27 protein-coding genes are annotated in these 26,896 nt (G+C 34.7%); 13 read left to right on the top strand and 14 right to left on the bottom strand.

What is annotated here, in order from left to right:
* Positions 1–58 precede the first annotated feature (58 nt).
* The gene (locus tag CSC80_RS14650; protein ID WP_058102719.1) at positions 59–1,612 is read right to left on the bottom strand and encodes a DEAD/DEAH box helicase; all 1,554 of its coding nucleotides are present in this window, start codon (positions 1,610–1,612) and stop codon (positions 59–61) included.
* A 120-nt stretch (positions 1,613–1,732) separates the two neighbouring features.
* Between CSC80_RS14650 and CSC80_RS14645 the strand changes: the two genes are divergently transcribed.
* Entirely contained in the window at positions 1,733–2,317 is a 585-nt protein-coding gene (locus CSC80_RS14645; RefSeq protein ID WP_099192798.1) for a pseudouridine synthase, read from the top strand.
* Here the strand turns inward: CSC80_RS14645 and CSC80_RS14640 are convergent.
* From CSC80_RS14640 to CSC80_RS14630, 3 genes are all read right to left on the bottom strand, one after another.
* On the bottom strand, positions 2,298–3,245 hold the full coding sequence (locus CSC80_RS14640) for an EamA family transporter (protein WP_099192796.1): 948 nt from the start codon (positions 3,243–3,245) through the stop codon (positions 2,298–2,300). The genes CSC80_RS14645 and CSC80_RS14640 overlap by 20 nt on opposite strands.
* An 18-nt stretch (positions 3,246–3,263) precedes the next feature.
* A complete protein-coding gene (locus CSC80_RS14635) occupies positions 3,264–3,722 on the bottom strand; it encodes a cold shock domain-containing protein (protein WP_036154395.1) in 459 nt (152 codons plus the stop codon).
* 1,268 nt (positions 3,723–4,990) lie between these two features.
* Positions 4,991–5,773 carry a hypothetical protein gene (locus CSC80_RS14630; RefSeq protein WP_099192794.1) on the bottom strand — a complete coding sequence of 261 codons (783 nt, stop codon included), beginning with the start codon at positions 5,771–5,773 and terminating at the stop codon, positions 4,991–4,993.
* A 163-nt stretch (positions 5,774–5,936) separates the two neighbouring features.
* On the opposite strand from CSC80_RS14630, the gene CSC80_RS14625 reads away from it, so the two are divergent.
* The gene (locus CSC80_RS14625) at positions 5,937–6,554 is read left to right on the top strand and encodes a GntR family transcriptional regulator (protein WP_236973406.1); all 618 of its coding nucleotides are present in this window, start codon (positions 5,937–5,939) and stop codon (positions 6,552–6,554) included.
* A gap of 5 nt (positions 6,555–6,559) precedes the next feature.
* Here the strand turns inward: CSC80_RS14625 and CSC80_RS14620 are convergent, their stop codons facing one another.
* Complete coding sequence (locus tag CSC80_RS14620) at positions 6,560–7,159, bottom strand: hypothetical protein (protein ID WP_099192790.1); 600 nt, start codon at positions 7,157–7,159, stop codon at positions 6,560–6,562.
* Positions 7,160–7,162: 3 nt separating this feature from the next.
* Positions 7,163–7,651 (bottom strand): sigma-70 family RNA polymerase sigma factor, encoded by a 489-nt coding sequence (locus tag CSC80_RS14615; protein ID WP_099192788.1) that lies wholly within the window; start codon positions 7,649–7,651, stop codon positions 7,163–7,165.
* A gap of 143 nt (positions 7,652–7,794) precedes the next feature.
* Here CSC80_RS14615 and CSC80_RS19515 point away from each other — a divergent pair, with 143 nt between their 5' ends.
* Entirely contained in the window at positions 7,795–7,941 is a 147-nt protein-coding gene (locus tag CSC80_RS19515; RefSeq protein ID WP_180268626.1) for a hypothetical protein, read from the top strand.
* Positions 7,942–7,944: 3 nt separating this feature from the next.
* Here the strand turns inward: CSC80_RS19515 and CSC80_RS14610 are convergent, their stop codons facing one another.
* From CSC80_RS14610 to CSC80_RS14600, 3 genes are read right to left on the bottom strand one after another with little or no spacing between them, the layout of a single operon-like run.
* The gene (locus tag CSC80_RS14610; protein ID WP_099192786.1) at positions 7,945–9,036 is read right to left on the bottom strand and encodes an amidohydrolase family protein; all 1,092 of its coding nucleotides are present in this window, start codon (positions 9,034–9,036) and stop codon (positions 7,945–7,947) included.
* Between the two features lie 3 nt (positions 9,037–9,039).
* Positions 9,040–9,657 (bottom strand): nucleotidyltransferase family protein, encoded by a 618-nt coding sequence (locus tag CSC80_RS14605; RefSeq protein WP_099192784.1) that lies wholly within the window; start codon positions 9,655–9,657, stop codon positions 9,040–9,042.
* 1 nt (position 9,658) lies between these two features.
* Positions 9,659–10,669, bottom strand: a complete 1,011-nt coding sequence (locus CSC80_RS14600) for an XdhC family protein (RefSeq protein WP_099192782.1) — start codon at positions 10,667–10,669, stop codon at positions 9,659–9,661.
* A 206-nt stretch (positions 10,670–10,875) separates the two neighbouring features.
* On the opposite strand from CSC80_RS14600, the gene CSC80_RS14595 reads away from it, so the two are divergent.
* Positions 10,876–11,967, top strand: a complete 1,092-nt coding sequence (locus tag CSC80_RS14595; RefSeq protein ID WP_099192780.1) for a VWA domain-containing protein — start codon at positions 10,876–10,878, stop codon at positions 11,965–11,967.
* Positions 11,968–12,171: 204 nt separating this feature from the next.
* Entirely contained in the window at positions 12,172–13,002 is an 831-nt protein-coding gene (locus tag CSC80_RS14590) for an OmpA family protein (protein ID WP_058102708.1), read from the top strand.
* Between the two features lie 72 nt (positions 13,003–13,074).
* Here the strand turns inward: CSC80_RS14590 and CSC80_RS14585 are convergent, their stop codons facing one another.
* The 4 genes from CSC80_RS14585 to CSC80_RS14570 are packed head-to-tail and all read right to left on the bottom strand — an operon-like array spanning position 13,075 to position 17,152.
* Positions 13,075–14,538: a M14 metallopeptidase family protein gene (locus tag CSC80_RS14585; protein ID WP_099192777.1), complete on the bottom strand. Its 1,464-nt coding sequence runs from the start codon at positions 14,536–14,538 to the stop codon at positions 13,075–13,077.
* A 12-nt stretch (positions 14,539–14,550) separates the two neighbouring features.
* The gene (locus CSC80_RS14580; protein WP_099192775.1) at positions 14,551–15,213 is read right to left on the bottom strand and encodes a peptidoglycan recognition family protein; all 663 of its coding nucleotides are present in this window, start codon (positions 15,211–15,213) and stop codon (positions 14,551–14,553) included.
* Entirely contained in the window at positions 15,210–15,635 is a 426-nt protein-coding gene (locus CSC80_RS14575; RefSeq protein WP_099192773.1) for a 3D domain-containing protein, read from the bottom strand. The genes CSC80_RS14580 and CSC80_RS14575 overlap by 4 nt, the downstream gene beginning before the upstream one ends.
* 5 nt (positions 15,636–15,640) lie before the next feature.
* Entirely contained in the window at positions 15,641–17,152 is a 1,512-nt protein-coding gene (locus CSC80_RS14570) for a VCBS repeat-containing protein (protein ID WP_099192767.1), read from the bottom strand.
* 103 nt (positions 17,153–17,255) lie between these two features.
* On the opposite strand from CSC80_RS14570, the gene CSC80_RS14565 reads away from it, so the two are divergent.
* Positions 17,256–17,657, top strand: coding sequence for a DUF2452 domain-containing protein (locus tag CSC80_RS14565; RefSeq protein WP_074674792.1), 402 nt, complete (start codon positions 17,256–17,258; stop codon positions 17,655–17,657).
* Positions 17,658–17,709: 52 nt separating this feature from the next.
* Complete coding sequence (locus CSC80_RS14560) at positions 17,710–19,044, top strand: serine hydrolase (RefSeq protein ID WP_099192764.1); 1,335 nt, start codon at positions 17,710–17,712, stop codon at positions 19,042–19,044.
* Between the two features lie 451 nt (positions 19,045–19,495).
* Here the strand turns inward: CSC80_RS14560 and CSC80_RS14555 are convergent, their stop codons facing one another.
* Positions 19,496–20,338, bottom strand: coding sequence for a 1,4-dihydroxy-2-naphthoyl-CoA synthase (locus CSC80_RS14555; RefSeq protein WP_099192762.1), 843 nt, complete (start codon positions 20,336–20,338; stop codon positions 19,496–19,498).
* A gap of 182 nt (positions 20,339–20,520) precedes the next feature.
* On the opposite strand from CSC80_RS14555, the gene CSC80_RS14550 reads away from it, so the two are divergent.
* The 6 genes from CSC80_RS14550 to CSC80_RS19705 all read left to right on the top strand — a co-directional run bounded on the left by CSC80_RS14550 (position 20,521) and on the right by CSC80_RS19705 (position 26,755).
* Positions 20,521–21,249, top strand: a complete 729-nt coding sequence (locus CSC80_RS14550) for a phosphatase PAP2 family protein (protein ID WP_074673796.1) — start codon at positions 20,521–20,523, stop codon at positions 21,247–21,249.
* Positions 21,250–21,358: 109 nt separating this feature from the next.
* Positions 21,359–22,123 carry an SDR family oxidoreductase gene (locus CSC80_RS14545; RefSeq protein WP_074673795.1) on the top strand — a complete coding sequence of 255 codons (765 nt, stop codon included), beginning with the start codon at positions 21,359–21,361 and terminating at the stop codon, positions 22,121–22,123.
* 99 nt (positions 22,124–22,222) lie between these two features.
* Positions 22,223–22,798 carry a DUF2911 domain-containing protein gene (locus tag CSC80_RS14540; protein WP_201796642.1) on the top strand — a complete coding sequence of 192 codons (576 nt, stop codon included), beginning with the start codon at positions 22,223–22,225 and terminating at the stop codon, positions 22,796–22,798.
* 112 nt (positions 22,799–22,910) lie between these two features.
* Positions 22,911–24,245: a carboxypeptidase-like regulatory domain-containing protein gene (locus CSC80_RS14535; protein WP_099192760.1), complete on the top strand. Its 1,335-nt coding sequence runs from the start codon at positions 22,911–22,913 to the stop codon at positions 24,243–24,245.
* Positions 24,246–24,329: 84 nt separating this feature from the next.
* A complete protein-coding gene (locus tag CSC80_RS14530) occupies positions 24,330–25,193 on the top strand; it encodes a helix-turn-helix transcriptional regulator (RefSeq protein WP_099192758.1) in 864 nt (287 codons plus the stop codon).
* Positions 25,194–25,300: 107 nt separating this feature from the next.
* Positions 25,301–26,755, top strand: a complete 1,455-nt coding sequence (locus CSC80_RS19705) for a nuclear transport factor 2 family protein (RefSeq protein ID WP_236973405.1) — start codon at positions 25,301–25,303, stop codon at positions 26,753–26,755.
* Positions 26,756–26,896 lie beyond the last annotated feature (141 nt).

Below are 26,896 nucleotides of genomic sequence, written 5' to 3'. Positions count from 1 at the left end.
AGTTTTGCAATGAAAAAGGGCTATTCTTACGAATAGCCCTTTTTTATAAGTTATTATTTTAATCTTCTGGCGGGTGACCATGTATATCTTCAAAAACAGAATCAAAATTCTCACGTAAATAAGCATTTAGTTTCTTTTGATAATCATCTTTTAGCCAACTTAAAAAGTTATAGGTGCTTTTGCTAATACATTTTCCGTAAACGTGAATTCTATTATCAATATCTTCTTTTAATAGCTTTGCCAATGCTATGGCATCATAGACATCTTCACTGTTTTCAATACAAATGTATGCGTGTTGAGCTATAGATCGTTCAAGAACTACTTTAGAAGATTCCCCTGCAAATGTTGCAGTTTCATAAGTTTCCTTAATATCGAAATAGGTCTCTTTGGAGTTTTTGAACTCAGCTTTGACTTCATCTGAAAGTTCAAGTTTAAAATCGCTCTCAATATCTTCGTCATCACGTATGCGATCCATGTAGAAATTGGGCGATTTAAAAATTGCACCCCAATCTAAATCTGCGCCCCAAGGTCCAAAACGATATAGGTTGTTACCTAAGTCGATTACGGTGAATTTGGATTTATTGTTCAAGACCCTAGATCCCCTACCGATCATTTGATAGTAAAGCGTAAGAGATTTTGTAGCCCTGTTCAATATAATAGTATCAATTGTAGGTTCATCAAAACCAGTGGTTAAAATACTAACCGAAGTTAATATGGCATCCGGTGTTTCTTTAAACCATTTTAAAATTTGTTTTCGCTGCTTTTTTGTTGCGGTATTATCAAGGTGCATAATATTTAAACCTGCAGCTTGAAAGGTATGGTAAACTTGTATAGAGGTTTCAATACCGTTATTGAAAATTAAAGTCTTTTTACCTTTTGAATGTTTGGTGTAAGCTTCTAAAAGCTTGCTCAACATTGCCGGGCTTGTATAAAGATCTGCAGATGACTTAACGGTATAATCACCGTTAGAACCAATTTCCAATGAAGTTAATCCCATGTCATAATGAAATACCTCTGCTCTTGCCAAAAAGTCATTGGCAATAAGATTTTCTATGGTTTCACCAGGTATAAGTTCATCATAGTTCTTGTTCATTGGCAAATCCTTGTTAGAACTTAACGGAGTTGCCGTTACTCCAAGTACGAACGAATTTTCAAAGAACTTAAAAAGTTTGGTAAAAGAATTATAGTGAGCCTCATCAATAATGACCAAACCAACATCAGAAATATCCAACTGATCATCGTTCAACCTATTGTTCAGTGTTTCAACCATGGCAACATAACAGCTATAACGCTCTTGGTCATCAAGGTTTGCCTTACTGTTCACAACCTTGTTTACAACACCAAAACTTGTAAGCATGGTAGAAGTTTGGTTACATAACTCTATACGGTGTGTCATAACCAAAACCTTCTTGTTATGGTTCTTAAGGTACTGGCGAACAATTTCTGAGAAAATTACGGTTTTACCACCACCCGTTGGTAATTGGTATAGAAGGTGGTAATCATCTCGTTCTGAATCGAACTTGTCAAATATTTGTTGAATTGCTCCTTGTTGGTAGCTGTAAAGTTCTTTATCTGTCTTTCTGTCCTGTAGTTCAAAAACTGTCTCTTGCATAAAATCTTCTCTGGAGTGTGCAAAGGTAACAATCTCGCTAGTTTATTACTAATTCATGGGTTAAAAAGGGTATCTTTTGCGACCATTTGTAACTAATATTAATTGTAAGGCAGAAATTTAATGGAACATTTCCATTTTAAGGTTTATAAACCTTTTGGCATGTTAAGTCAATTAACTTCAGGAGAAGACCGTCAACTTCGAAAAAAACGCTTTTTAAGTGAACTTTCTGATTTTCCTGAAGGAACAATGCCTGTGGGTAGGCTTGATGAGAAGTCTGAAGGTTTGTTACTGATGACCACAGATGGAAAATGGAGTGACGACATCAATAGATCAGGAATAGAAAAACAGTATTTGGTGCAATTGGATGGTTTAGTAACAACTGACGCTATAGATAAATTATCTAAAGGTGTGGTCATAGGGTTGTTCGGTAAAAAGTATGAAACTTTACCGTGTGATGTGGATTACTTAAAAGAAGAACCAATATTACCAGAAGCAAGTGCTGCTTTGCGCATTGGTAGACATAGACCAACATCATGGATCAGTATGGTAATCAAGGAAGGTAAATACAGACAAATACGAAAAATGACTGCTGCGGTAGGTTTCCCTACGGTACGTTTGGTACGTATAAGAATAGGTGATATCTCTTTAGGTCAAATGAATCCGTCCCAAGTTTTAAAGATTACCCCTACTCTATTATCTTCTTAGGAATTCGCTTACCTGAAAAGCGAGATAGAATGGTCAAACTTTTTTTGGTGTTTATAAAGTATACTCCCGTTAATAAAACTACAGAGGCTATGGCTGATTGCAAGGTGATATTCTCGTTCAAGAAATACCAACCAAGTATCATTGCAACAATGGGGTTAACATAAGTTGATGTAGCCACCTTGTCTGGGGAAACAATTCTTAACAAGTAATTAAATGCAGTAAATGTAATAATACTACCAAAGATTATTAAAAGTAGCATGGACCAGATTACCGGAGTACTCCAGGTAAGTGGTGAAGACCATTTTTCACCCAGGAATGTACTTATAATCATTAACGAAAGACCACTAGTTAGCATTTGATACCCGGTATTTACAAAGAAATTTTTAGGTAGTACGGCCTTACCAACAAACAAACTACCGTAAGACCAGCTTAGCATACAGATAAAAATTAGTATCATTCCTAGTACAGCACCTTCTTGAGCTATGATCTCTTTTTGACCTACCAATAAAAATATACCTATAATGCCCAAAATAACACCAATGATAGACATTGGTTGTATTTTTTTGCCCTGTAATATCCGCATCATTAATAATACCACCAAGGGTTGGGCAGAAACTTCTAACGCTGCAAACCCGCTATCTACGAACTTTAATGCCCATACTACTACCCCATTTCCAAAGGTTAGAAATAGAAAACCTGCTATGAAAGTATTTTTGAATTCTTGTTTGGAAATTTTTAAGGGTAAACCCAAAAATTTTGAGATGATAAAAATTAAACTACCGGCAGTAACAAATCTAATTCCTGCAAGCATAAATGCGGGTAGTTCAGTTACGGCAATTTTATTCCATAAATAGGTAGAGCCCCAAATAAAATAAATGGCAAAAAATGACAGAATCACCAATAAGGTATTACGCTGCATTTTTGCCATTGAATGTTATTGAGAATGTTAGATTTTTTTAACACGAACGGCGTTCATGCCTTTCATGCCTTTTTCTAACTCGTAAGAAACCTTGTCGTTTTCCATGATTTCATCAATCAATCCGCTAACGTGAACAAAATATTTCTCGTTGTTTTCAGCATCGATAATGAAACCAAATCCTTTAGTGGTATCAAAGAAAGAAACTTTACCGTTTCTTACTGGATCAAATTCTTCAACATCACCTTCTTCTTTCTTTGGTATACCTAATACAATGTCTTCTGCTTCTATTTCAACCTTCATTGCTGGATCTGGCGGAGTGTCTACCAAATTTCCATTGAAATCTACATAAGCAAGAGGAATACCCGAAGTACCATTTTCTTTTGCTGCCGCTTTACGGGCTAGCATTTTTTTCTTCTTCTCTTCACGCTTCTTTAAGCGTTTTTTTTCTTTTTCAGTTTTATTAAATGTTTGTTGCGATTTTGCCATTCGTAATTTTAATGATAATAATAGATTTTACTGTAAAGGGGTTGAAATACGTAGTGACGTTGATAACCGAAGGAAAGCTTATGGGTTAACTACGATGTCATTTGTTGTAAGGTCATTGCAGATATTAGTTGCATCCCTCTAAAGTTCTACAAAGATATGATTTGTATTTCAATTATTTAGCATTCGTAGCTCTCAAACTATCAAAGTTTTGAAAGACTTAAGATTAATTTCAATATTAAGATACATTACGCCTAGTCTTTTTCCATTTTAGAACCTTATAATTCTTAATTCTAATAAACCGTTATTTTATTTTATTCAATATTTTGTTAAAATTTAATTTTTAGGAAATAATATAAAATATTGTATATCAGGTTTTTATATTATTTTCAAAAGTTTAATTTGTTAAAAATAGTACCTTTTTATGCATAGTACTGTAACAAAATATATTTATGGTCGTCTTGTAAGTATAACAGAATTATTATTCATTAATTAAAAACAATATATCATGAGAACTTTTATTAAAAATACACCAACAGAATCTAGACGAAATGTTTTTTTCACCGCTTTTAGAAATAGTAAGCGCGTACAATGGGTAGCAAGTAGACAGTTTACACATTAACATTTATCACACATCAAATCAAAAAAACAATCGATCATTAATCAATCTGACTAATCACCAGATCTAAAAACGAACATCATGAGAACTTTTATCAGAAATACACCAACGGAAACAAGGAGAAACACATTCTTTTCAAGCTTTAAAACCAGTAAAAGAGTGCAATGGGTAGCAAGTAGACAGTTTACTCATTAATATTCATCACACATCACTTCAAAAAACAATCGATCATTAATCAATCTGACTAATCACCAGATCTAAAAACGAACATCATGAGAACTTTTATCAGAAATACACCAACGGAAACAAGAAGAAACACTTTCTTTTCAAGCTTTAAAGCCAGTAAAAGAGTGCAATGGGTAGCAAGTAGACAGTTTACTCATTAATATTCATCACACATCACATCAAAAAACAATCGATCATTAATCAATCTGACTATTCACCAGATCTAAAAACGAACATCATGAGAACTTTTATCAGAAATACACCAACGGAAACAAGGAGAAACACATTCTTTTCAAGCTTTAAAACCAGTAAAAGAGTGCAATGGGTAGCAAGTAGACAGTTTACACATTAAGAATTTTTTGAGTTAGCTAAAAAAAAAAAGGATAAGACCTAAAAGTCTTATCCCTTTTCATTTTCATTATTTTATTTAATCCTCTAAAGTAATTTCTTCCTCTACTCCATTAGGGTATGTAAGTGTTGCAATATCATCACAAGTGCCATCACCAAAATGTACATTTACTGAGAGTCCGTTTTTAGAAACATCCATATCTCCGCTAGAAACATAAGCACAAGATAATTCACTTGTTAATGCACTGTTTACGTTTACATTATAGGTATTACCTTCAAAAACTACGGTCCAATTACCTTCAATACTATACGTACTACTATCATTGAATGCAATAGTGGTAGATTTGGTTCCGCTGTCAGCAATTATAGAACCATCTTCCATTTCTAGAGTCATATCGCTAGTAACCTCAAAAGTTATAGCGCTATCATCTGAATTTGTGCTGAACGTGAAGGACCTGGTTCCATTTATTTTAATTTCTCCTACATAAAAGTCAACATAACTAGCTGTAAAAGAACCCGTTTCTCCTTGTTGGTCATAAGTGACGCTTAAAGTACCATTAACATTATCAGTTCCGTTCAATACACAATTATTGAATGTTGCAACATAGCCCGTGTCTGAATATACTGCACTGTAGCAATCATTATTTGAAGTTTTGCCGGTACTGCTGTCGTTAGAAGATAGCTCAAATAAAGCAAGATCAATATCACCAATAATTTCATCGGTTTCTAGAACTGCTTTAAGTTCTGTTTGGGATAGTGTTACCTCCTGGGCGGTAGTGTCGTCATCACTACAGCTATATGCCATGCACAATACTCCCGTAAGTAGAATTCCTTTTTTTAAATAAGATGTTAGATTTTTCATGTTTGTTTATTTGTAGGGTTGTGTGGATAAAACGAAAAAACAGTCTGTATAGTATGGCTATGTTACACATTAGCAGCTAGTAAGTGTAATGAATGGCAATAATGAAACTAAACATTAGTTTTAATCGTATACGATATATTATATTTGAAACATGATTGTTAGAATGAATTTAAGGGACCAAGTACAAGATTATTTACTTTCCGAAATGATTACAGGTAATCTTAAGACCGGAAAAACAATCAATTTAGCAGCCTTGTCAAGACATTTAAAAGTGAGTGTTACCCCAATACGTGAAGCGCTTACACAATTACAGCAGTCAAGGATAATTAAAGCTGTGCCAAATAGAGGGTTTATTATAGCTGAACTAGATGTAGAGGAAGCTGAAGATCTCTATGAATTGGTAGCCAATTTAGAGGTTATGGCTATTGAAAACTCAGAGTTTAATGAAGAGCATATAATTAAATTGAAAGCGCAACAAGAAGTTTTTGAAAATGCCACCAATGCCCTTGATAGAATTCAAGCCGATTTGGAATTTCATAGATTACTTACCAAAGGATACAAAAACGAGTTAGCGCTCAAAATACTAAATGACCTCAAAACTCGTCTTTTTTTCTATGAGCATGCTTTCACCAATAACGATTTTTTTTATAATAAATCTGACAATCAGCATGAAGCCATTATTTCTGCCATTGCCGATGATAACGTACCAACCGCCTCTCTCCTACTAAAAATGAATTGGATGCTGATTTTAAATTATATTCAAAAGAAGCTTACCGAATAATTCGCTTACTCCAAATCCTGTAAAAGCTCTTGTGCAGACCTTGTAATCTTTTTATACCCTTTGTATGCCCAATTACAGAAAAAAGCCATAGCAACTAATGTTATAGTCAAAGTAATAATTTGTTCCGTTTTTAAACTATTTAGAAAAACGTTCTTGTTGGAAATTATTTTTGAGGTTACCGGCACAATGAAAAACAAGCCAATAAAACCAACCACAATTCCGATCTGTTGCAACCTGAGCAATCTATTTTTTGTATGCACGTAAACTTTAAGATTCTCTGTGTAAGATCCATTTAGAATATCGATATTCTTGATTTTTTTAAGGGTTGATAACACTGAAACCGGCAATACAATTAAAAACAAGAGCGTAAATGCCCCACATGCCTGCAAATACCAAGTATCTAATTTGTTAAAGTTAAAGATTACAAATAATGCGATTGCGAAACATACCAATGCGCCTAAAGATTCATATTTGGTAATGGTAGTGAATTTGTTCTGATATTTCTGTTTTGTCATGTCTAATATGATTTTGTTCGTTAATTTTTTTTGTTGATCTAATTTATCGCTCATTTTTGTCCAAGCAGATTGTAGTTCTTCTATTTCCATGATTTATTTATTTGTCATGTTCGTTTTTAACTTTTTCTTTACTCGAGATATTTTTGTACCCACATTACTTGCACTCAAGCCCGTAATTTGTGCTATTTCATTATAACTTTTGCCTTCTAGCAATAGAAAAATGAGTCCCTTTTCTAATGTATTCAGGTGTTTTAGATGCTGATAAAGTAACCGTAATCGTTCTTCAAAAACTTCATTATGGGTATCAGATTCGTTAATAAAGACTTCAGCAACTGAAACGGAATCTGGTCGTCTCTTTTTCTTTTTTATAAATGTGATAGATGTATTCATTGCCACGCGATACATCCAAGTTGTTATTTTAACATCATTACGAAACGAATCAAAATATTTCCAAAGTTGAAATACCACTTCTTGAAAAAGATCTTCTTGGTCTTCCTTATTATCAGTATAAATTGAAGTCACCTTATACAAAAGTCCTTGATGTTCTCGTATTAAATTTGTGAAGACCGCTTCTTTCTGCATCTCTTAAAACTTATTTCCCCATTAGTATGTTGATTTTCCCATTTGTCACACTTTCAGGTAAATTCTTTTTTAAAATAGGGTAAATTAATTCTAACGCATACAACATGAGGTACATATGTACGTTTTATTAAAAAATACGTGATATGCAGTTTTTAAATCCTGAGATAGAAGCATTGACAAAAAGAAAAAGCACACAAAGCTTGGTCAAGAAACAAGTTTCATGTGGCATTTTTCAAAATGTAGATGATATTCCTGTTGTAAAAGAAACCGTTGAACTCAAAAAGGTATAGATTTTACTCTTCGAACAAAGAAGTATCTAAACCAGGAATAAGGTTTAGAGCGTTTTGGTAGTACAATTTCCTTAACACTTCATCGGGTAAGTTTAATCCGTACATTGCCCAAAAAGCATGGTATTTCTTGTAGTAGGGAAAATACTCGTCATTGCTTTCAAGCACCCTAAAATACGTCGGAAATTCTTTGGGCTTCCAACTGTCTTTTCCAAATAATACCCTGTCTTGATATTTGATAAAAAAAGCTCTTGCATGTTGTGGCTGTCTTCCTAACTCGGCTATTACAGCAGATATCCCAACATTCATGTTTGGCATTTCATCTAATAATTCACCTAGTTTTTCTAAGTTATTTGCGTGCCAACCCATGTGGGCATTAATAAATTTAGTATTAGGGTGTTTTTTAAATACATTGTGCTGTTCTTGAATAATCTGTTCAAACGGGGCGGGATCTGTTGCCGTACGTTTTCTTCTAGGATGGGTTTTTAGCTCTAGCCAACGTTCATTATCTGCATCCATATCATCCCAAAAAGATTTGGGATCAGCCGCGTGTATTAATACTGGAACGCCCATTTGGGCACATTTGGCCCAAATGGGATCTAAGCGAGGGTCGTCAATGGCCAATCGGTTGCCATTGGCATCTTTATTTCTCAGTCCTAAGCTTTTAAATATTTTTAGTCCTTTAGCGCCATTCTTTATGTCTTGTTCTAATTGAGCTGCAGCTTGTTCGCCCCATGCCATATCTTTTGCTCCTTCAAAATCAACATTGGCAAATACTACAAATCTATTGGGATAACTTTTATTGATATTATCGATTTTTTCTTTTAAGCTTTTGCCCGATCTACCACTTAAGTTTACCATAATGGCTTCGTTCATGGCATCCATGTGGGTAATTAAACCATTTAAGGCTTCTACGGACATATCTCTTTGATGGCTATGAACATCAATGAACGGGAATTTTGCTTTTGTAATCTCTGTTCCCGGTACAACTAATGTAGATGTTGGATTGTATTCTTCAAAGCCCATTTCTTGGGCAAAGCTAGGTGATGTAACTACGGCCAAAATAGTAATTAAAATAATGTTCTTAAGTTGGGTCATTTGCTAAATATGTGTTTTTTTGGCTTCTGCCATTAACTGTTCGTATTCTCTAGTGGTATCAATATCTATTATTTGCCTTGCTGCATTTACGGAGATGATGTTGTTGGTATGTTTATTCAAATAGTCTTTTGCCCCAAAATCACCATCTAGTTGAGACAATGCCTTAAAGTGCAATGTAGGGAACAATACAGGAACACCTGCTTTTGCATTATAATCCGTAGCTATAATTTTAGAGGTGTTTTTTTCAAATTGGTCAATTAAATTGTTTAAATGTTGGTGTTCAAGTAAGGGCTGATCTGCCAAACAAATTAAAATACCATTATATGGTTCATGTTGCTTTAGTAATGATTGAACACCGTGTGCTATACTATTACCTAAACCCTTATCCCAATGGGTATTGGTGAATACGTTTATATTCATTTCAGTTAATTGACAGGTAGATACGATAAGATCCGCATTGGAACCTAGAACAACGTTAACACTTGTGGCATCAGATTTTTGAACAGTTTTTATAGTTTCAACTAGAAAATTAGAGTCTTTCCAGGGCATAAGTTGTTTAATGCCTTCCATTCTTCTTGAGGCACCTGCGGCCATAATCAATGCAGCAATCTTCATAGCCATATTAATGATGAATTTCTTTCAACTTATCTTTTAGCATCATAGGTTCGGTTTTTCTGATTACCGTTAAAATCTCCGCTAAAATCGATATTGCTATTTCCTGTGGTGTTTCGGCACCTATATTCAACCCTGCAGGACCATGAATACGTTCAACAAAACTGATATCTATATCCATGTCATGTTCCAATAATTCCGATAATAGATTTTCTCTTCGCCTTGCCGGACCCAATACTCCCAAATACGCAGGATTACAGTTTTTTAAAGATATTAGGTATTTCAAATCTTTTACATAGCTATGGGTCATTAGTAATACGGCAGTATTACTATCTATGATATCTACTGGAAAATCTTCTGGTTCATAGATTAATATGGAATCAATACCTGGAAAATCCTCTAGGGTTTTATCTTCTTTAGGGGTAACGGCAACACTTACCTCCCAGCCCATGCCTAAACCAAATTGGGAAAGCTGGACGGCGTCATGTTCACCACCAATTAACAAAAGTCGTTGGCAAGGAGCCATAACCTGAGAAAAATGCAGCGCTTCTGTTTGCCTTTCGGTTAGCATGTTAAAAGCATAATTAGTAGCATTTATGTTGATAAAAGTACCGAATCCTTTAAGTTCCCCATAAGTTCTTTCGTAAGATGTAACTAATTGAAATGATTTTCTATCCTTAATTACCTGGTCAAATGCATGCAAACAAGTTTCGTTTGGCTCAAATGGTTCCAATAACAAATAAAGTATTCCTTCACAGCCTAATCTATACCTGCCATCATACGTCATTAGTTTTGAGCAATTGTTTTTAAATACCGATTGTGCCTGAAACAACACTTCTTTCTCAACACAACCACCACTTACCGCACCGATCATAACATGGTCTTCGCGTATAAGCATACGAACACCGGGTCTACGATAAGAAGAACCGTCTAAATCTACTACTGTGACCAAAACACATTTTAAACCAGAAGCTTTGGCTTGTCTATACTCTTTAAATATCCTTTTGAACTCGTGGGTCATCCATTGCATTTTACATCTTCTAATGTAGTGAAATTATAATTTATATTATGAAGCGTTATGTGCTTAAGCCTAACAAAATATAGGTCTTGTAGAATTTAAAGGCTTTAAGTGGGTAAGCTTTAACAATCTTTAACATTAATTTTATTATTCGCTATAATTTAAATAAACTTTGTGCGTTCTGCTAGTTGAACCCGTAATAATTGAATATGAAAAATTTTTTAAAAACCTTTAGTGTGTTTTTTATGGTTACCCTACTTGTTTCTTGTGGTAACGCAGATGATGATGTAAGCATGATTTTGAACACTGGAGACGGACTGGGAGAAGGAACGGAAGTTGATGAATGTTTAGGTTTGGAAGAAGGTGAGCTCGTATTATCCATACAAGATCAATATACCACATTGCCAGGTAAAGTTTCAGTATTTTTCAAAGTATCCGATACCAATGGAAACCCTTTACCTGGGTTAACGGCAGACCAGTTCACTATTTATGAGCAAGGTAGAAATGATGATTGTTTTAATACCATTTCAACTTCAGAATCATCGGCACGTATTTCTCCAAATTCACAAATTTTCTCGAACAATACCTTATTGGTACTTGATTTAAGTAATAGTGTATTGAGCAGTAGTCTAGAAGAGCTAAAATTAGCTTCAACTAGTTTTGTTGACGCTGTAATGCCTGCTACTACACAAGAATCTGTAAAAATGGCTATCTACTGGTTTGATGGTGAGGATGAATTACATTTATTAAATGAGCTTACTCCTTCAAAAACTGAATTAAAAGATGCCATTGAGGGTATAACAGATGATATCAGTAATGACCCTTCAACAGACTTATATGGAGCCGTTATCAAATCGACCGATATTGCATCGGACTTAGTAAAGGTTTCTACGGCTGATGGTAAAATCGGAGCTGCATCAGTTGTGATATTTACTGATGGTACCGATCAAGCATCACGTTATACAGAAAGTGCTGCCCTGAAAAAAGTTAATGAGGCAAATGCGAATATTTCCTTCTTTAGTATTGGGCTTGGTGCTGAAATTGACACTGAAGTTCTAACAGCTGTTGGTAAAACGGCTAGTGTTTTTGCTACCAACAAAGATGAGCTGGAAACAACATTTAGAGATATCTCCGAAAAGGTTTCTGAAAGAGCCAATAGTTTCTATTTATTCGAATATTGTAGCCCTAAAAGAGATGGTAGCGGTGAAAATAACTTAGCTATACAGATCAATACAGGATCTAGACAAGGAGCGGTACAAACCAAGTTTAGTGCAAACGGATTTACCGGAGGTTGCGAATAGATATAACACCTACGAAAAGTAAAAAGAAGCATGTAAATGCTTCTTTTTTTTGCTCTTAACCGAAATGAACAACATATTGATAATCATTTTGTTGTAGACGTATTTTACAGGGAAAAACGGATTGAGTTAAAAATTTAAACATCCGTAATTCTGTTTAAGCCGTATATAAAAACGATTAAACTAATATTAATTAAAAAGAACAAAATGAAAAGATTATCCTTAGTTACTATAGTATCTGTAGCGCTTTTAACTTCATGTGTTTCAAAAAAGAAATATGTTGCATTAGAAGATAACTTATCTCAAACCCAAAGTACCCTACAGAAAACACAAGTAGAAAAAGAAGAGTTGCAAGCTCAAATGACACGTATTGAAGCTCGTGTTGAAGAGTACAATAATAAAATAAACTCTTTAAAGGAAATGAACGATAGCCAGTTTACAAGTGTGGACGATGTAGCTGTAATGAGCAACAACACAAAGGCTAAAATGAGAAATACATTGAAAAATGTTGACCCTGCAAAATTAGCTGGTGCTAAAACATTACAAGATTCAATGAACTTGGCAGTTTCTTACAAATTAAAGCAGTCTATCTCTGAAGAGGGAGAAGATATTGATGTTAGTATTGATAAAACTGTGGTTATGATCAATATTTCTGATGAGTTATTGTTCAATACAGCTAGTTATAGAGTAAGTAACAAAGCTGACAATATTCTTAAAAAATTGGCGGATGTTATTAAGTCAGAGCCAAGTATGGAAGTTATGGTAGAAGGTCATACAGATTCTAGAACCATTAACACTCCTATGGTTACAGATAACTGGGATTTAAGTGTAAAGCGTGCTACTTCAATTGTACGTAAATTACAGAAAGAATATGACGTAGATCCTTCTCAATTAATTGCTTCTGGTAGAAGTAGCTACTTACCATTGGTAGAGAACGATACTAAAGAGCACATGGCAATGAACAGAAGAACTAAGATTGTTATTTTGCCAAACTTAGATAAGTTTTTTGCACTTTTAGATGCAGAAGATGCTATGTAAAGCACAAAATCTATATATGTAAAAAAGGGAAGCATTTGCTTCCCTTTTTTTATTCCATTAATGGTATGACCTTTATCTAAAAATCATACTATTGGGTACATTGATATCGGTCTTTTTTAAGTTGACCAAAAATCCGTTAATGACCGCATATTCCGTAACACCATCTTTTTCCAAAAAGAACGTAGGATTTATTCCGGGTGATAAGTTCAATTCAGGAACATTGTATTTTGCACCAATCAAGTGCACAGGAAATGGCGAATTAATGCGCTTTGCAGGAAACGTTGATAAACGCACATAACCAAACCCCTGTTTTAAAATATCATTGAAATTCAAAGCCTTTACCTCTTCAAAAGAATTTAAAGTCCTTGGATATACTTTTGCTTGTTTTATGGTATACCCAGCAGCATCTAAGGTTTCATAACCATAATATGTAGAAAGATCACCTTGGTCCAATATTCTGCTACTATACCAAAATGAATTGTGATCCAGGTAATCTACTTCAATTTGATTGATACCTAGGTCCAAAACGTAGGTATTACCCATTAGGTTATAACTTGCTCCTGTTATTTTAAGATCAAACAACTTTCTGTCATTTTCGGGAATTTCCTCATATTTCTCAATAGCAATGGTTTCGTAAGATTTTTTTGCGATCGTATATATGGCCGATAAAATTGAAGTGTAATTTAGCTTCCTAATTTCCTGTTTTTCAATATCATTGGGGTAACCTCCAGACTCAATTAAAATGGTACTAGTCCCCCATTTTTGAATATTATCTCCAAAAGCACGTGGCTCAAAATCATCATTGTATCTGCCTACTTGTCCCGGGGCATACTTTTGAAGAATATCATTCATGAATACAATAATTTTCATGGCATTGCCACGCGTTTCATTAATATCCTTCTCATAATTATAAGCCGGTGCTAAATAAGAAATGGTAGCAGGCTTTTCTGTTCGTTCCGCATTATAGTACGTGCTTTGATCATGTAGGTTGAATCCAAAATCGGCATTTAAACTGTCCCTCACCCTTTTTAAGGTTTTAGATTCGGGCGATTGCAATCGTAGGGCATCTCTATTGATATCTATACCTAAAAGATTACGTCTTTGAAAAAGTTCTGCCCCATCTGGGTTCAGCATGGGTAAAAAATGAATGGTTAAATTAGCTAAGATCTCCTCTTGTTCTTTTTTAAAATTTGCGCTGTCAAAAAAATTCAGAATATCAAATATAGCCTGTGTCGCTGTAGGTTCGTCACCATGCATTTGAGACCAAAGAAATACATTGGTTTCCCCAGAGCCAATACTAATTAAACTTAACTTTTTTCCGCCGATCGACTTTCCTACGGTTTGAACCTTAAATTTATCGTTTGCCGTATAATTGTCTATCAATGGTTGAATATCTGCTCGTTTAATCCGTCTCTTCCCAATAGAACCTTCTTTGTAATTCTCATAGGTATCATACAATTGGGAGGTAATGTTGTCGGTTTGGCAAATGACCGAACAAGAGCATAAAAACAATACGGCTAATAATAGGTGTTTCATTCTATAATTATATTAATTATGATTAGTTGGTAATTTTTTAAAGTTCAAATCTTTGACCGCTTTTCTAACATCGTTCATGAAGGCTGTACCAGGATCGGTCTTTTTAGTTCTATATCCTTCATCTTGTTCTAACCATAGCGGATGGTTTTCAAAGAGCGTATACTCATAATGACCAATTAGATAGTCAATGTCATATTTATCTTCTAAGTATCTAACAAGCCAAATGTTAGACTTTAGCTGTGCTTTGGTCAAGGGCAAGTCATCTGTACCACCAACGTTCTCAATACCAATGGCACAATGGTTTAACCCAATTACATGGCGTGCCATGGTTGTTTCTGGCAGTAATTGATATATGGTGCCATCTCTATCTATCATAAACTGGGAAGATACATTTAAACCGCTCACATTTTTAATATCAGGTCTCCAATTAGGTAATGATACGGGATCGAAAGCTGCAAAAGACTTTTCAAATGTTGGAATAACCGTCCAATGCAATACGATCATTTTAGGGTCGATCTCAGGGGAATCTTGCTCTAATCCGTATCTGTTTTGCAAGTATTCCAAGGTTAACACCTTCCTTTCCTCATTAAAAGTAATTGGTCGTTCTACAATAGTTTTAGATGAAGAACATGAAAATAAACCTATTAAAACGATGTAAAAAAGATACTTTTTCATTTAATGATGCTTTCCTTGCTGTCCTTTTCAACAGCGTATGATATAGTAATTTTTCTTCTTCCCCACTCCTTGGCTTTTTCAATATTTTCACCCATGTAAATATCTATACGGTTACGCCATCTAGAATGCATTTTATCTTTTACAATATAAATGCCTTCAAAGGTATCTATCTTTACCAGAGTATTATAAGAAAGCCCTTTTTTTAAAAGATCTCTAGAGACGGCTATCCATTTTTTTCCTGGTTTTATGGAGTCGCCCCATGCCGTAATTGCAGGGTGTTCGTATGATGTTTGGTTGGGTATTGAATTATAGGCTGTTGCCGTAACTTCCATAGGCACCCAATCGTATTTATCTATTACCACTTCTTCTTGACAACTTAGCACCAAAATGGCAAAAAATAAAACGACCCCTCTTTTCAACATAGTTACTAATGTAGCTTATTTTTTAAAATTAGTAGATCCGTATAACTTTCTTTCCATGCTTCTTCTAAGTATTCCGGGGCTGGTGTAAATGAAAAACTAAGGGCACTAAGTACGATGTCAACATCTCCATCATCATCAATATCTTCGGCATCCATTAAAAACCACCTTCCTAATTTGGTGTTTGTTAAATGCTCTTGGGAAAACATATAGGAAGTACTTTCCTTATTTTCCAGATATATGAAATTATAATCGGGGTGATTATCAAAATCGGGGAAAGTAGCCAACAAAGCGAAATCAATGTCCCCGTCTTGATCAAAATCATTGGCAATAACCCTTGTAGCACCGTTTAATGGATGAAAATATGATTCTTTAAAGCTGTTCTGTCCATCATTTATGTGAATTCGCATACCGTGGTATGGTTTGTTTACAAAAGATTTGTCTGCGTTGTCCCCATTTACGGTGATGATATCCTCAAATCCGTCTTTATTATAATCAATAAGCTCAATCCAGCTAGATCCATAGACTGGACTAAATCGCAGTACCTTTTCAGCTTCGAATTTTAAATTTTCTTGTTGGTATAATATATAGACCGATTCATCACCTTGCGCAAACAACACTACCAAATCCTCTTTGCCATCGTGGTTCATATCTTTAGGTATTACCCTTAACGCACCTGGCAAAGCTAATAGCACTTGTTCTTCGTAAAACCCGAAATCATTTTTCTTCAATAAGGTTAATTTTCCCTTTATGTCTCCAAACTCGCTAATAACAATTTCCTCACTACCATTTTTATCAAGATCTAAATATAGCGTGTGTACCGGTCTATGGAGAGAATCCTGTAATACCGCTGTTTCATTGCCTTTTCTTAAAACAGCTGCGCCACGTGGTATTTCATTGGGGTCCATTTTCCCCATACTAGTGACATACAGACTATCGTTTAAAATTCTGGCATTGATTATTGCGGAGTCGAAATCTCCTAAAAGCTTAAAGGTCTTGGTATTTAAATCATATGTATTTAATTCACCTTGACGGCTACCTGTAATTATTCTGTTTTTTTCACTATCGATATCCAAATATGTAATCATACTGCCCTTTACGCTATCTAAACTTATAGGGAAAGCCGTGAATGTATCTAGTGGTTTACTTTCCGTTTTATGAACATTACTTAGAAGACTATCTGGAGCCAATTCAATTATATATTCCTTTAGTAGTTTCCAGTCTTCTAACGGAATCAAAGGTTTTGAAGGGTAAACGCCAGTTTTGATTACAGCAATTTGTTCATGAAAAGGCAACTTGTAATAGGGGTGTTTTCCTTTGGTAAATATGCCCATTCTGGCTCCCATTTCGGGTAACACTTCATTTTTCCAGATATCTTTGGGTAAAGATTGTATATCTGGAGCAATATGACAACTAGCACAGTAACCAGTAAAAAGGGCTTCCTCCCTTGAAGGTTTCTCTGTATTGCATGAAATAAAGACCATAAATACAATACAGTAAAAACAAAATTTTAAATTCATCAATTATAATGATTTCGTATAGTGACTTCAATAGAATATGGAAGATACCTATACCCTTAAAACCTTGCAATATACATGAATGCTTTTCTTTAAATTTGTTGATATGAAAAAAGAAAAAAAACCGGATAATGTCGTCTTTGATGAAGATGCTCAAGAATATCATGGAAAACTACTGCCATTTGCAAGTGGTGTAGCGGCCCCTAGAATTACACCACCCGATGTTACTTCATGGAAAAACACCCATATTGTAGGTGCTAATAACCAGTTTAAAGCACAGTATGAAGCTTTGCAGAAAGCTTATGATAAATTAATGACCGATTTTGAATATAACAATTTGGTCTACAATGCTAAGTTTAGTTTTGAACCCATTGTAGGTAAGGAGTATCACTTGTACCGTGCTAAAGACCAGAGTACCTTTCTATCATTGATTTTGCCCCAAGAATGCAATTTTGACTATTTAGGAAGTTTTAGGTTATCTGCAGATAAAACTTGGCAAAAATTGTAAGTTGCCATTTAAGAATTCTGATTTTCAATCAGATAAAAACCATCAAACAATAATGAGAAAGTTAAAATTATTTTTAGGAATTGCCTTGGTAGGCATTATTGCCGCTATTTATTTTAATTACCCAAAGCTGAACCTCATTTCCGGTTACGCATCAAAAAGTATGGCATCCAGTGTATTTATTGCGGATAGAGAACCCGTGGATGTAATATTAAACGATCACGAAATGCCTTTGATCAAGTTATCTGATGGTGAGGTTTCCACTGAGGATAATTCTGCTACTGCAAGCGTTTATGGACTTATGCCAAGAAAAGCGGTTTTCAAGGAGGGGTTAGGTGCCGTCTTGACCAATGACGAATATGAGAAGCATAATTTTGATATCATCCCCAACAGGTTTTTCGTAAAAGATACACTACCGTTTCCTTTTGGTAACAACGGTGTAAAAGATACCATTTTAGCGAATGTTGATTATGATAAATTAGAGGTCGCATTTGAAAATGCTTTTAAAGATCCTGAACAGAGAACAAGGTCTCTATTGGTGGTTCATAAAAACCAAATCATAGGTGAACGCTATATTAGAGGATTTACAGAGGATACCAAAATATTGGGGTGGTCTATGACTAAAAGTATATTAGCTACACTTTATGGTATTTTAGAGTATCAAGGGGAAATGAAGATGGATTATAAACCATTTGGCAATGAGATTCGTATGAAAAATTTGAAAAGTAATATTACTATAGATCATTTATTACGCATGCAGAGTGGTTTGGCTTGGGAAGAAAATTATTTTAAAATATCAGACGTTACCCGCATGCTTTTTTTAGATGCGGATATGACTTTGGCACAGCGTAATAAAAACGTAATTGCGGCCCCGACCGAAATTTGGAACTACTCTTCCGGTACCACAAATCTTTTGTCAGGGATATTGCGCGAACAATTTGAAACCCACCAAGAATATCTAGATTTTCCTTATCAGGAATTGATCGATAAAATTGGTATGAATTCAATGTTGTTAGAGACAGATTTAATGGGTAATTACATACTATCATCCTATGCGTGGGCAACTACCAGAGATTGGGCTAAGTTTGGGCTACTATATTTAAATAAAGGGGATTGGAACGGGGAACGTATTTTCTCGGAATCTTGGGTGGATTATGTTTCTACCCCTACCGTAAATTCTGATGGAGTCTACGGCGCACATTTTTGGTTGAATGCAAATGGAAAATATCCAGATATATCAAAAGACCTGTATTCCGTAAACGGATTTCAAGGTCAGCGCATATTCATAATACCCTCTAAAGATTTAGTTGTAGTGCGTACCGGACTGGAAGAGCAATCTGACGAACAGTTCAATACATTGTTAAAGGAAATCATAAGATCTATTCAATAATACACATTAGCTTTAAATAATTTAAGCAACACCACAATTCTCAAGAAACACACAACAGATTGCTCTTACATGACAACAATAGTTTCTACGAACTGAAGAACATATATATCTTTACAGTGTTGTTAAAAACGAAATAAATTTTTTCATTTTCATATAGTGTTCTCGTAAAAGAGTCTGATCTTCAAAGGGTTGGACTCTTTTTAGTTTAGGGTGGTTTTTGTTTTAAGTGTTCAGAAAAAAGTATTAAGTAAAAAGTACTGAGTATTAAGTACTGCTTTATGAAAGCTAAACGCTTCGCGTTTAAATAACCACTTTTAGCCGTTAGCCTAAAAAAGTTCATTTTTTCTTTTGGAAAAAATGAACTTTTTTAAAACAACCATTAACGGACAACCATTAACGGACAACCATTAACGGACAACCATCAACGGACAACCATCAACGGACAATCAACTTACGGTAGCCAATTATCCTTGCCAAAATCAGGTTTACGCTTTTCTAGAAATGCATTTCTACCTTCTTTTGCTTCTTCGGTCATATAAGCCAATCTTGTTGCTTCACCGGCAAATACTTGTTGGCCTACCATACCATCATCGGTTAAATTCATGGAGAACTTTAGCATTTTAATAGAAGTTGGAGATTTCTCCAATACTTCTTGTGCCCATTGAAAAGCAGTATCCTCTAACTCCTCATGAGGTATAACGGCATTGACCATACCCATGTCAAACGCATCTTGTGCGGAATAGTTTCTACCTAAAAAGAAAATTTCACGTGCCTTTTTCTGTCCCACCATTTTTGCCAAATATGCAGAACCGTATCCACCATCAAAGCTGGTAACATCAGCATCGGTTTGTTTAAAAATAGCATGTTCCTTACTGGCCAAGGTCATATCACAAACTACGTGAAGGCTATGTCCGCCACCTACGGCCCAACCCGGTACAACACAGATTACCACTTTGGGCATAAAACGAATCATTCGTTGTACTTCAAGAATATTCAAACGGTGCTGCCCATCTTGCCCAACATATCCTTTCTCTCCCCTAGCCTTTTGGTCGCCACCGCTACAAAAAGACCATATTCCGTCTTTAGTTGAAGGACCTTCCGCGGAAAGTAGAACCACTCCTATAGAAGTATCTTCCTGTGCATCATAAAATGCTTTTATAAGTTCACTTGTGGTATGTGGTCTAAAGGCATTACGCACATTAGGCCTATTGAAAGCAATACGTGCTACGCCGTCACATTTTTTATAAGTAATATCATCAAATTCTATGGCAGTTTTCCAATCGGGTGATTTCATAATTTCTAACAATTCTATTATCGCATAAAGATAAGGTTTCAGGATATACTCGTCCAAATCTGTATGACCCCATACCCCTTTAAAAAATGAGTTTAACTCAAACGAGTTATTTATCAATTTGTTTGAAACACTGATATTGACCCATATCGGCTAAGTTTACATCGAATTAAATAGATCGTTTCATGAAACAATCCCTTTTTACATTTATAAAATCGCTACGAGAATTTCTAGAAAATAAACTCAACCAGTACAATACAACGTTACCTTATGTGATAACTGTAATTATTGCCCTTGTTATAGTCGTTGGCGGCATAAATCTATTTGTAGAATTAACAGAGACATTAAAGACCGAAATGCTTGCCAATTATGATACTGCAATAACGGATTATATTGTTTCTAGACGTACACCTGGCTTAACCAACTACTTTAAATTTATGACCAATGTTGGCGATACTTATGGCTATTTAATTGTATTATCCATTTTTTTGTTAGTCTCCCTTTTGGTCTTTAAACGTTGGAAATATATTGTACAGGCAACTTTGGTGTTAGCATTGGCAACAGTTTCAAATATGATGCTAAAACGATTTATTGATAGAGCTAGACCGGGAATAGAACATTTGGTCTCTGTAGAAACCTTAAGTTATCCTAGCGGACATGCCATGAGTGCAATGGCTTTCTATGGCTTTCTCATTTTTTTGGTGATCAAATTCGACATTCAAAAAGTGTTTAAATACTTATTGGTGATAGTATTGTTAACGGTAATTTTAAGTATTGGTATTAGTCGAATTTATTTAGGGGTGCACTTTCCATCCGATATTGCGGGCGGATTCATTGCTGGTTTTATCTGGGTTGTTTTCTGTGTTTTGGTATTTGATCTGATTCAATTATTTAAACGCGACCCCAAAACTTAAGTAAAGATCAACTTTAATAAAAAAATAACGTAGCTGAAGTACTATTGAAAAAACGGTATCTGTATTTTAGTTACACTAAAAACTTCACATATTATAGACATTGAACATCATGAAATCATCTTCAAAAATTGCCTTAGTTACGGGTGGTAGCCGTGGAATTGGTAAGAATATTGCACTAAAGATCGCCGAAAAAGGATTGGATGTTATTTTGACCTACCATTCCAAAAAAGAGGCTGCTGAACAAGTGGTTAAACAAATTGAAGAACTGGGGCAAAAAGCAGTAGCATTTCAGTTAGATACAAGTGACACTTCCAATTTCTCAAGTTTCTTTAAGAGAATTAGTATGTATTTGAATGAAAATTATCGCGTAGCTAAATTTGATTATTTGATAAATAATGCCGGAACGGGAATTTATAAGCCTTTTTTGGAAACCACCGAAGCCGATTTTGATGATATGATGAACATTCACTTAAAAGGCGTTTATTTTTTAACCCAACATGCCGTAGACCAATTAAATGATGGTGGCGGTATTATAAATATATCCTCTGGGTTGGTACGTGTTACCATACCGGGTTCTTCTGCGTATGCAAGTATGAAAGGTGGTATTGATGTATTTACAAGGTTTTTGGCAAAAGAGTTGAGTTCAAAAAAAATAAGGGCAAATGTAGTGGCTCCTGGTGCCGTTGGTACAGACTTTGGAGGTGGCGCAAATAAAGATAATGAGGAAAGACGTCAGAAAATTAGTAGTAATACGGCTTTAGGTCGCGTTGGTGAACCTGAAGACATAGGAGGTGTTGTAGCCTTTTTGTGTACAGAAGATGCAGCTTGGATCAACGGTCAACGTATTGAAGCGACCGGGGGATTGATGTTATAAGAAATATTGATTCTTAGGTAGATACCTAGCGAATAGTCTAGTTTTCATTTTAATTATCATTAAATTTAAATGCTAATCTATTTTTATATACATATAATTATGATGAAAAAAATTACGCTACTTATCGCCTGCCTTAGCCTAGTTACTTCAGTTAGTTTTGCCCAAAGTTTTAGGGGCTTAGATAAAAGTCCGTTAGACAGGGCGTATTTACCTGATCATTTTGCCCATGATATAAAATTTGCTCCAGAGCGAAATTTACCTGACAGCCCTATTCTAAAAATAGATTATAGTAGACCCCAAAAGAAAGGTCGCCAAGTTTTTGGTGTTATGGTCAAATACAATGAAATATGGCGACTTGGTGCTAATGAGGCAACTGAGATAAAGGTTTATCAAGACGTTAAAATAGATGGTAAATTACTTAGGGAAGGAACGTATACTATGTATGCTATACCTACCGAAGAAATATGGACCATTATATTTAACAGCGATGTTGATCAATGGGGACATTATAGCTATGATGATAAAAATGATGTACTAAGAGTTAATGCACATGTCTTACAGAACGATCAACCCGTAGAAGAATTTTCCATTCAATTTGAAGACTCAGAACAAGGTGTTGCTCTAATGTATATTGCTTGGGATATGAACAGGGTTGAGATTCCTATTGGTTATTAAAATTAAATATTACTGCATTATAAACTCAACAACAAACGAAAATGAATTAGCAGAATAAATAACAAATAAGTTTTTAGTCCCCCACTCATATTAAATTTAAGTTTAAAACAACATGAAATTATCATTAGTCTTATTTTTTACTTTTTTTACAGTTATTGGGCAGAACATTGAAGGGACTATTTTAGATGCAGAAACAAATCAACCCATTGAATTTGTAAATATTTATGTTAAAGAAGGTCAAATTGGTACTACTTCTGATGGACTGGGAAAGTTCAATTTAGTATCAAACAGTGAACTTAAATCTACACAAATTGTATTTTTTACCATTTTAGGTTATCATCCTAAATCATATTCCATATTAGAATTAGAAGAGCGGAATTATGTTGTTTACTTGCAAAAAAAGACCGAAAACCTTAACGAGGTTACCTTGTCTGGTAATCGCAAAAGAAAACCAAGCATAGCCTTTACCAAATTAGCTTCTTTACCATTTGGCGTTCATAATTTTGGATCTACGATAGTTAATGGTAAAATGTATATTCATGGAGGTGATAAAACATTTTTTAGACATGAAATTAGAATTGCACTAGAAAATTCACTGACTGCAGAAGAATTCATGCGGAAAATACAAAATAACCAAAATTGGAAAAACCATAGTGACGCTTTACAGATTTATGATATTGAAAATGATTCATGGGACATTTCAGATTTAAAGTTTAGAAAAAGGGCATATCATCGCATTACCACTGTTAAAGATCAATTATATATTATAGGCGGTAAAAGATTGTCGACCAACAGAATGTATGAATATTTGGATGATAAAATAGAAGTTTTAAGTCTTAGTGACAATACTATTCAAATAGACGACATTAATCCACATCAAGCATTAAATTTTGCTGCATTTTCTATTGAAGATAAGATAATTGTTATGGGAGGTTCAACTAAAAGAAAATTAGATGGTCCTAAAACTTATTCTAATCTATCTCGTTTCTATAACACTAAAACGGGCTATTGGTATGATTTACCAAATATGACAACAGCAAAGGAAATTAATGGTGTTACAATAGGAAATAAGATTTACCTTATTGGAGGATATAAAGAAAAACCATTAAAAGAAATTGAATCATTTAACCTAGAATCTGGTCAGTGGCAAATTGAAAACGAATTACCATTTGGTATAGCAAACCCGGCTATAACAAGTTATAAAAACACTATCTACATTTTTGATTATGGTAAAATTTATACTTTCAATACGCTTTCGAAACGTTTAACAGAGTATAATATAGATTTAAACATTCATGAAGCACAAATGCATTATTATGAAAACAAACTATATATTGTTGGTGGCAGGTATGAAGAAAAGTATAAATCACAACCTTTAAACGGTTTATATTCCATACACCTAAATGAATTTGAAAATACCAAAGTTATTCAATCACTTAGTAAATAAGTAGTGTTATTGTAGCCTAGAAAGGTCTATATTTAAAGCCTTTCATTGTTGTTTGTAAGATTGTAAAATTTTCGTTCCCTTAAGTTGAAAACCATACCCGACATATCATTTCAAGATGCCGATAATAAGCACAGTTTTGAGTGTTTAAATCTGACCAAGTTCTTTGATAGAATCCCTGAAATAACAGACCATAACCCTACCCAACCACACAGAATTCATTTTTTTGCGTTATTGATCGTTACAGATGGCAATGGCACACATCAAGTAGATTTAAAAGATTATACCGTACAAAAAGGCTCGGTACTAAAATTGGCAAAAGGTCAAGTTCATGCTTTTCAAAAGAATGCCACTTACAAAGGGTTTTTGGTGTTGTTTACAGAAAATTTTGTGATGAACCACTTCTCAAAATCCTCGATCAATATGATTTCGCATCTGTATAATTATCACATCACATCCCCTATTTCAGAAAATGAAGAGTTAAATCATTCCTTTATACAGGAATTAACTGAAGAGCTTAGGAATTCAAACGATTATGCTAGAAATAATATAGTAGCCTCTTTGATCAATCTTTATTTATTGAGACTTGAACGAGAATTTGATCAGCAATTACCCCATAATAATGCAAAGAATTACACCATTTTCATCGCATTTAAAAACTTAGTAGAACAAAATTATGCTACTACAAGGAATGTGAAAGACTATGCCGAAATGCTTACCATTACTACCAAACACCTAAATGAAATAGTTAAGGAATTTACCTTGGACACAGCTAAAACCTTTATTGACGGTTACGTAATTCTTGAAGCAAAAAGATCAATTGTCAGTACAGATAATGGCTTTAAAGAAATAGCATATGAAATTGGCTTTGATGAGCTTACAAATTTCACCAAATTCTTTAAAAAAAATACTGGTGTTTCTCCTAAAACATTCAGAACCAGTGTAATTTAATTACTCACATTTACCATTCTTAGCCTCATTTTGATAATAGAATACCACTATTGCCATTTTAGTTTTGCAGTGTAGAATTACACTTAAAATCAACTAAAATGAAAATTATGAAATCAAAATTATTCGCAATTAGTCTGTTTACGATGGCAATAGCCAGCTGTAATAGCCCAGAAAAAAAAGTTGAGACTGTTTTAGAAGTAACTAGTTTCAATATCAAGACAACCGTAAGTGAATTGGAATTTAACAAATTAGATGCTGAAGTAGAAGAAACTTTTACAAGTAAGCAACCTGGTTTTATTAGACGTCAAAGCGGTGTTGACGAACAAGGTAGATATGTGGTATTGGTATATTGGAAATCAGTTGCCGATGCAGAAGCTTCAATGAATAAATTTATGTCAGATGAGTCTGTTGCCAGTTATGCAGGTATGATCGATGATTCTTCAATGAAGATGTCCCGTTTTACAATAACCGATGAATTTACGGCTACGAATAGCACATTTACAGAAGTAATGACCTTTAAATTAAAGAAAGGTGCCAATGTTGAAGCTTTTAATACGGTAAACGACCGGGTTGGACCAAAATTCAGTGAAAAACAAACCGGATTTTTACAACGAATTACTGGGTTTAATAAAAAAGGAGAACAAGTTGCTGTTGCGTATTGGGACACAAAAGCGCATTCAGATGCAGTAATCAATGATTTTATGAATGCCGCGGTTGCTAAAGAATTCATGGGGATGATGGATAAGTCCACCATAGATATGATTAGATTTCAATCGCTTACTTCTTTGAATAATGTTGCATTATCGAATAAAGATAAAGTAGTAGCTTTATTGAACAGCTTCAATACAGGTGACCAAACACCTATTTCTTACATTAATCCCAATAAATACATTCAGCACAACTTAGGTGTGGCAGATGGCTTACAAGGTTTTGGAGAAGTAATGCAACATGCCTCGGAAGGCGGATTTAAAGCAAACGTTTTACGTGCCTTTCAAGATGGGGATTATGTGTTTACGCACACTGAATATGATTTCTTCGGACCAAAAGCAGGATTTGATATTTTCCGATTCGAAGACGGATTTATTGTTGAGCATTGGGACAACCTATTGCCTATTCAAAAGACAAACCCAAGTGGAAGAACTCAATTTGACGGTGCAACAACTTTGGCTGATCTAGATAAAACAGAAGCGAATAAAGCCGTAGTTAGAGGTTTTATAGAAAATGTGCTTTTAAATCATGAAATGGATAAGGTTACCAACTACATCAACCCAGCAACATACATTCAACATAATCCCGCAGTAGCAGATGGCTTAGATGGTTTTGGGGCGGCTATGAAATATTTTGCAGAAAACGGATTAGTAATGCAGTATGATAAATTACATATGGTTTTGGGTCAAGGTAACTTTGTACTAAGTGTTAGTGAAGGCAAATTCGGTAAGGGTGACCATACCGCTTACTATGATCTGTTTAGATTAGAAGATGGTTTAATTGTAGAACACTGGGATGTTATCGCTACGATACCTGCAAAATCTGAATGGAAAAACGAGAATGGTAAATTCTAATCCGCTCTAAAGAGTAAAACCCTAAAGGGCAAGCCCATGAGGCATAAAAAGGAAACAAATTTTTAAATTCGAGGCAAGCCTCGGGGTATTATACCCTTTGGCGGTGCCAATAAAATTAATTGAAAAGGAATAGCCGTTAAC

Source organism: Maribacter sp. 6B07, from assembly GCF_002700155.1.
Lineage (GTDB): Bacteria > Bacteroidota > Bacteroidia > Flavobacteriales > Flavobacteriaceae > Maribacter > Maribacter dokdonensis.
Note: the sequence above shows the minus strand (reverse complement) of the source record. Positions and strands in the feature narration are given on the sequence as shown.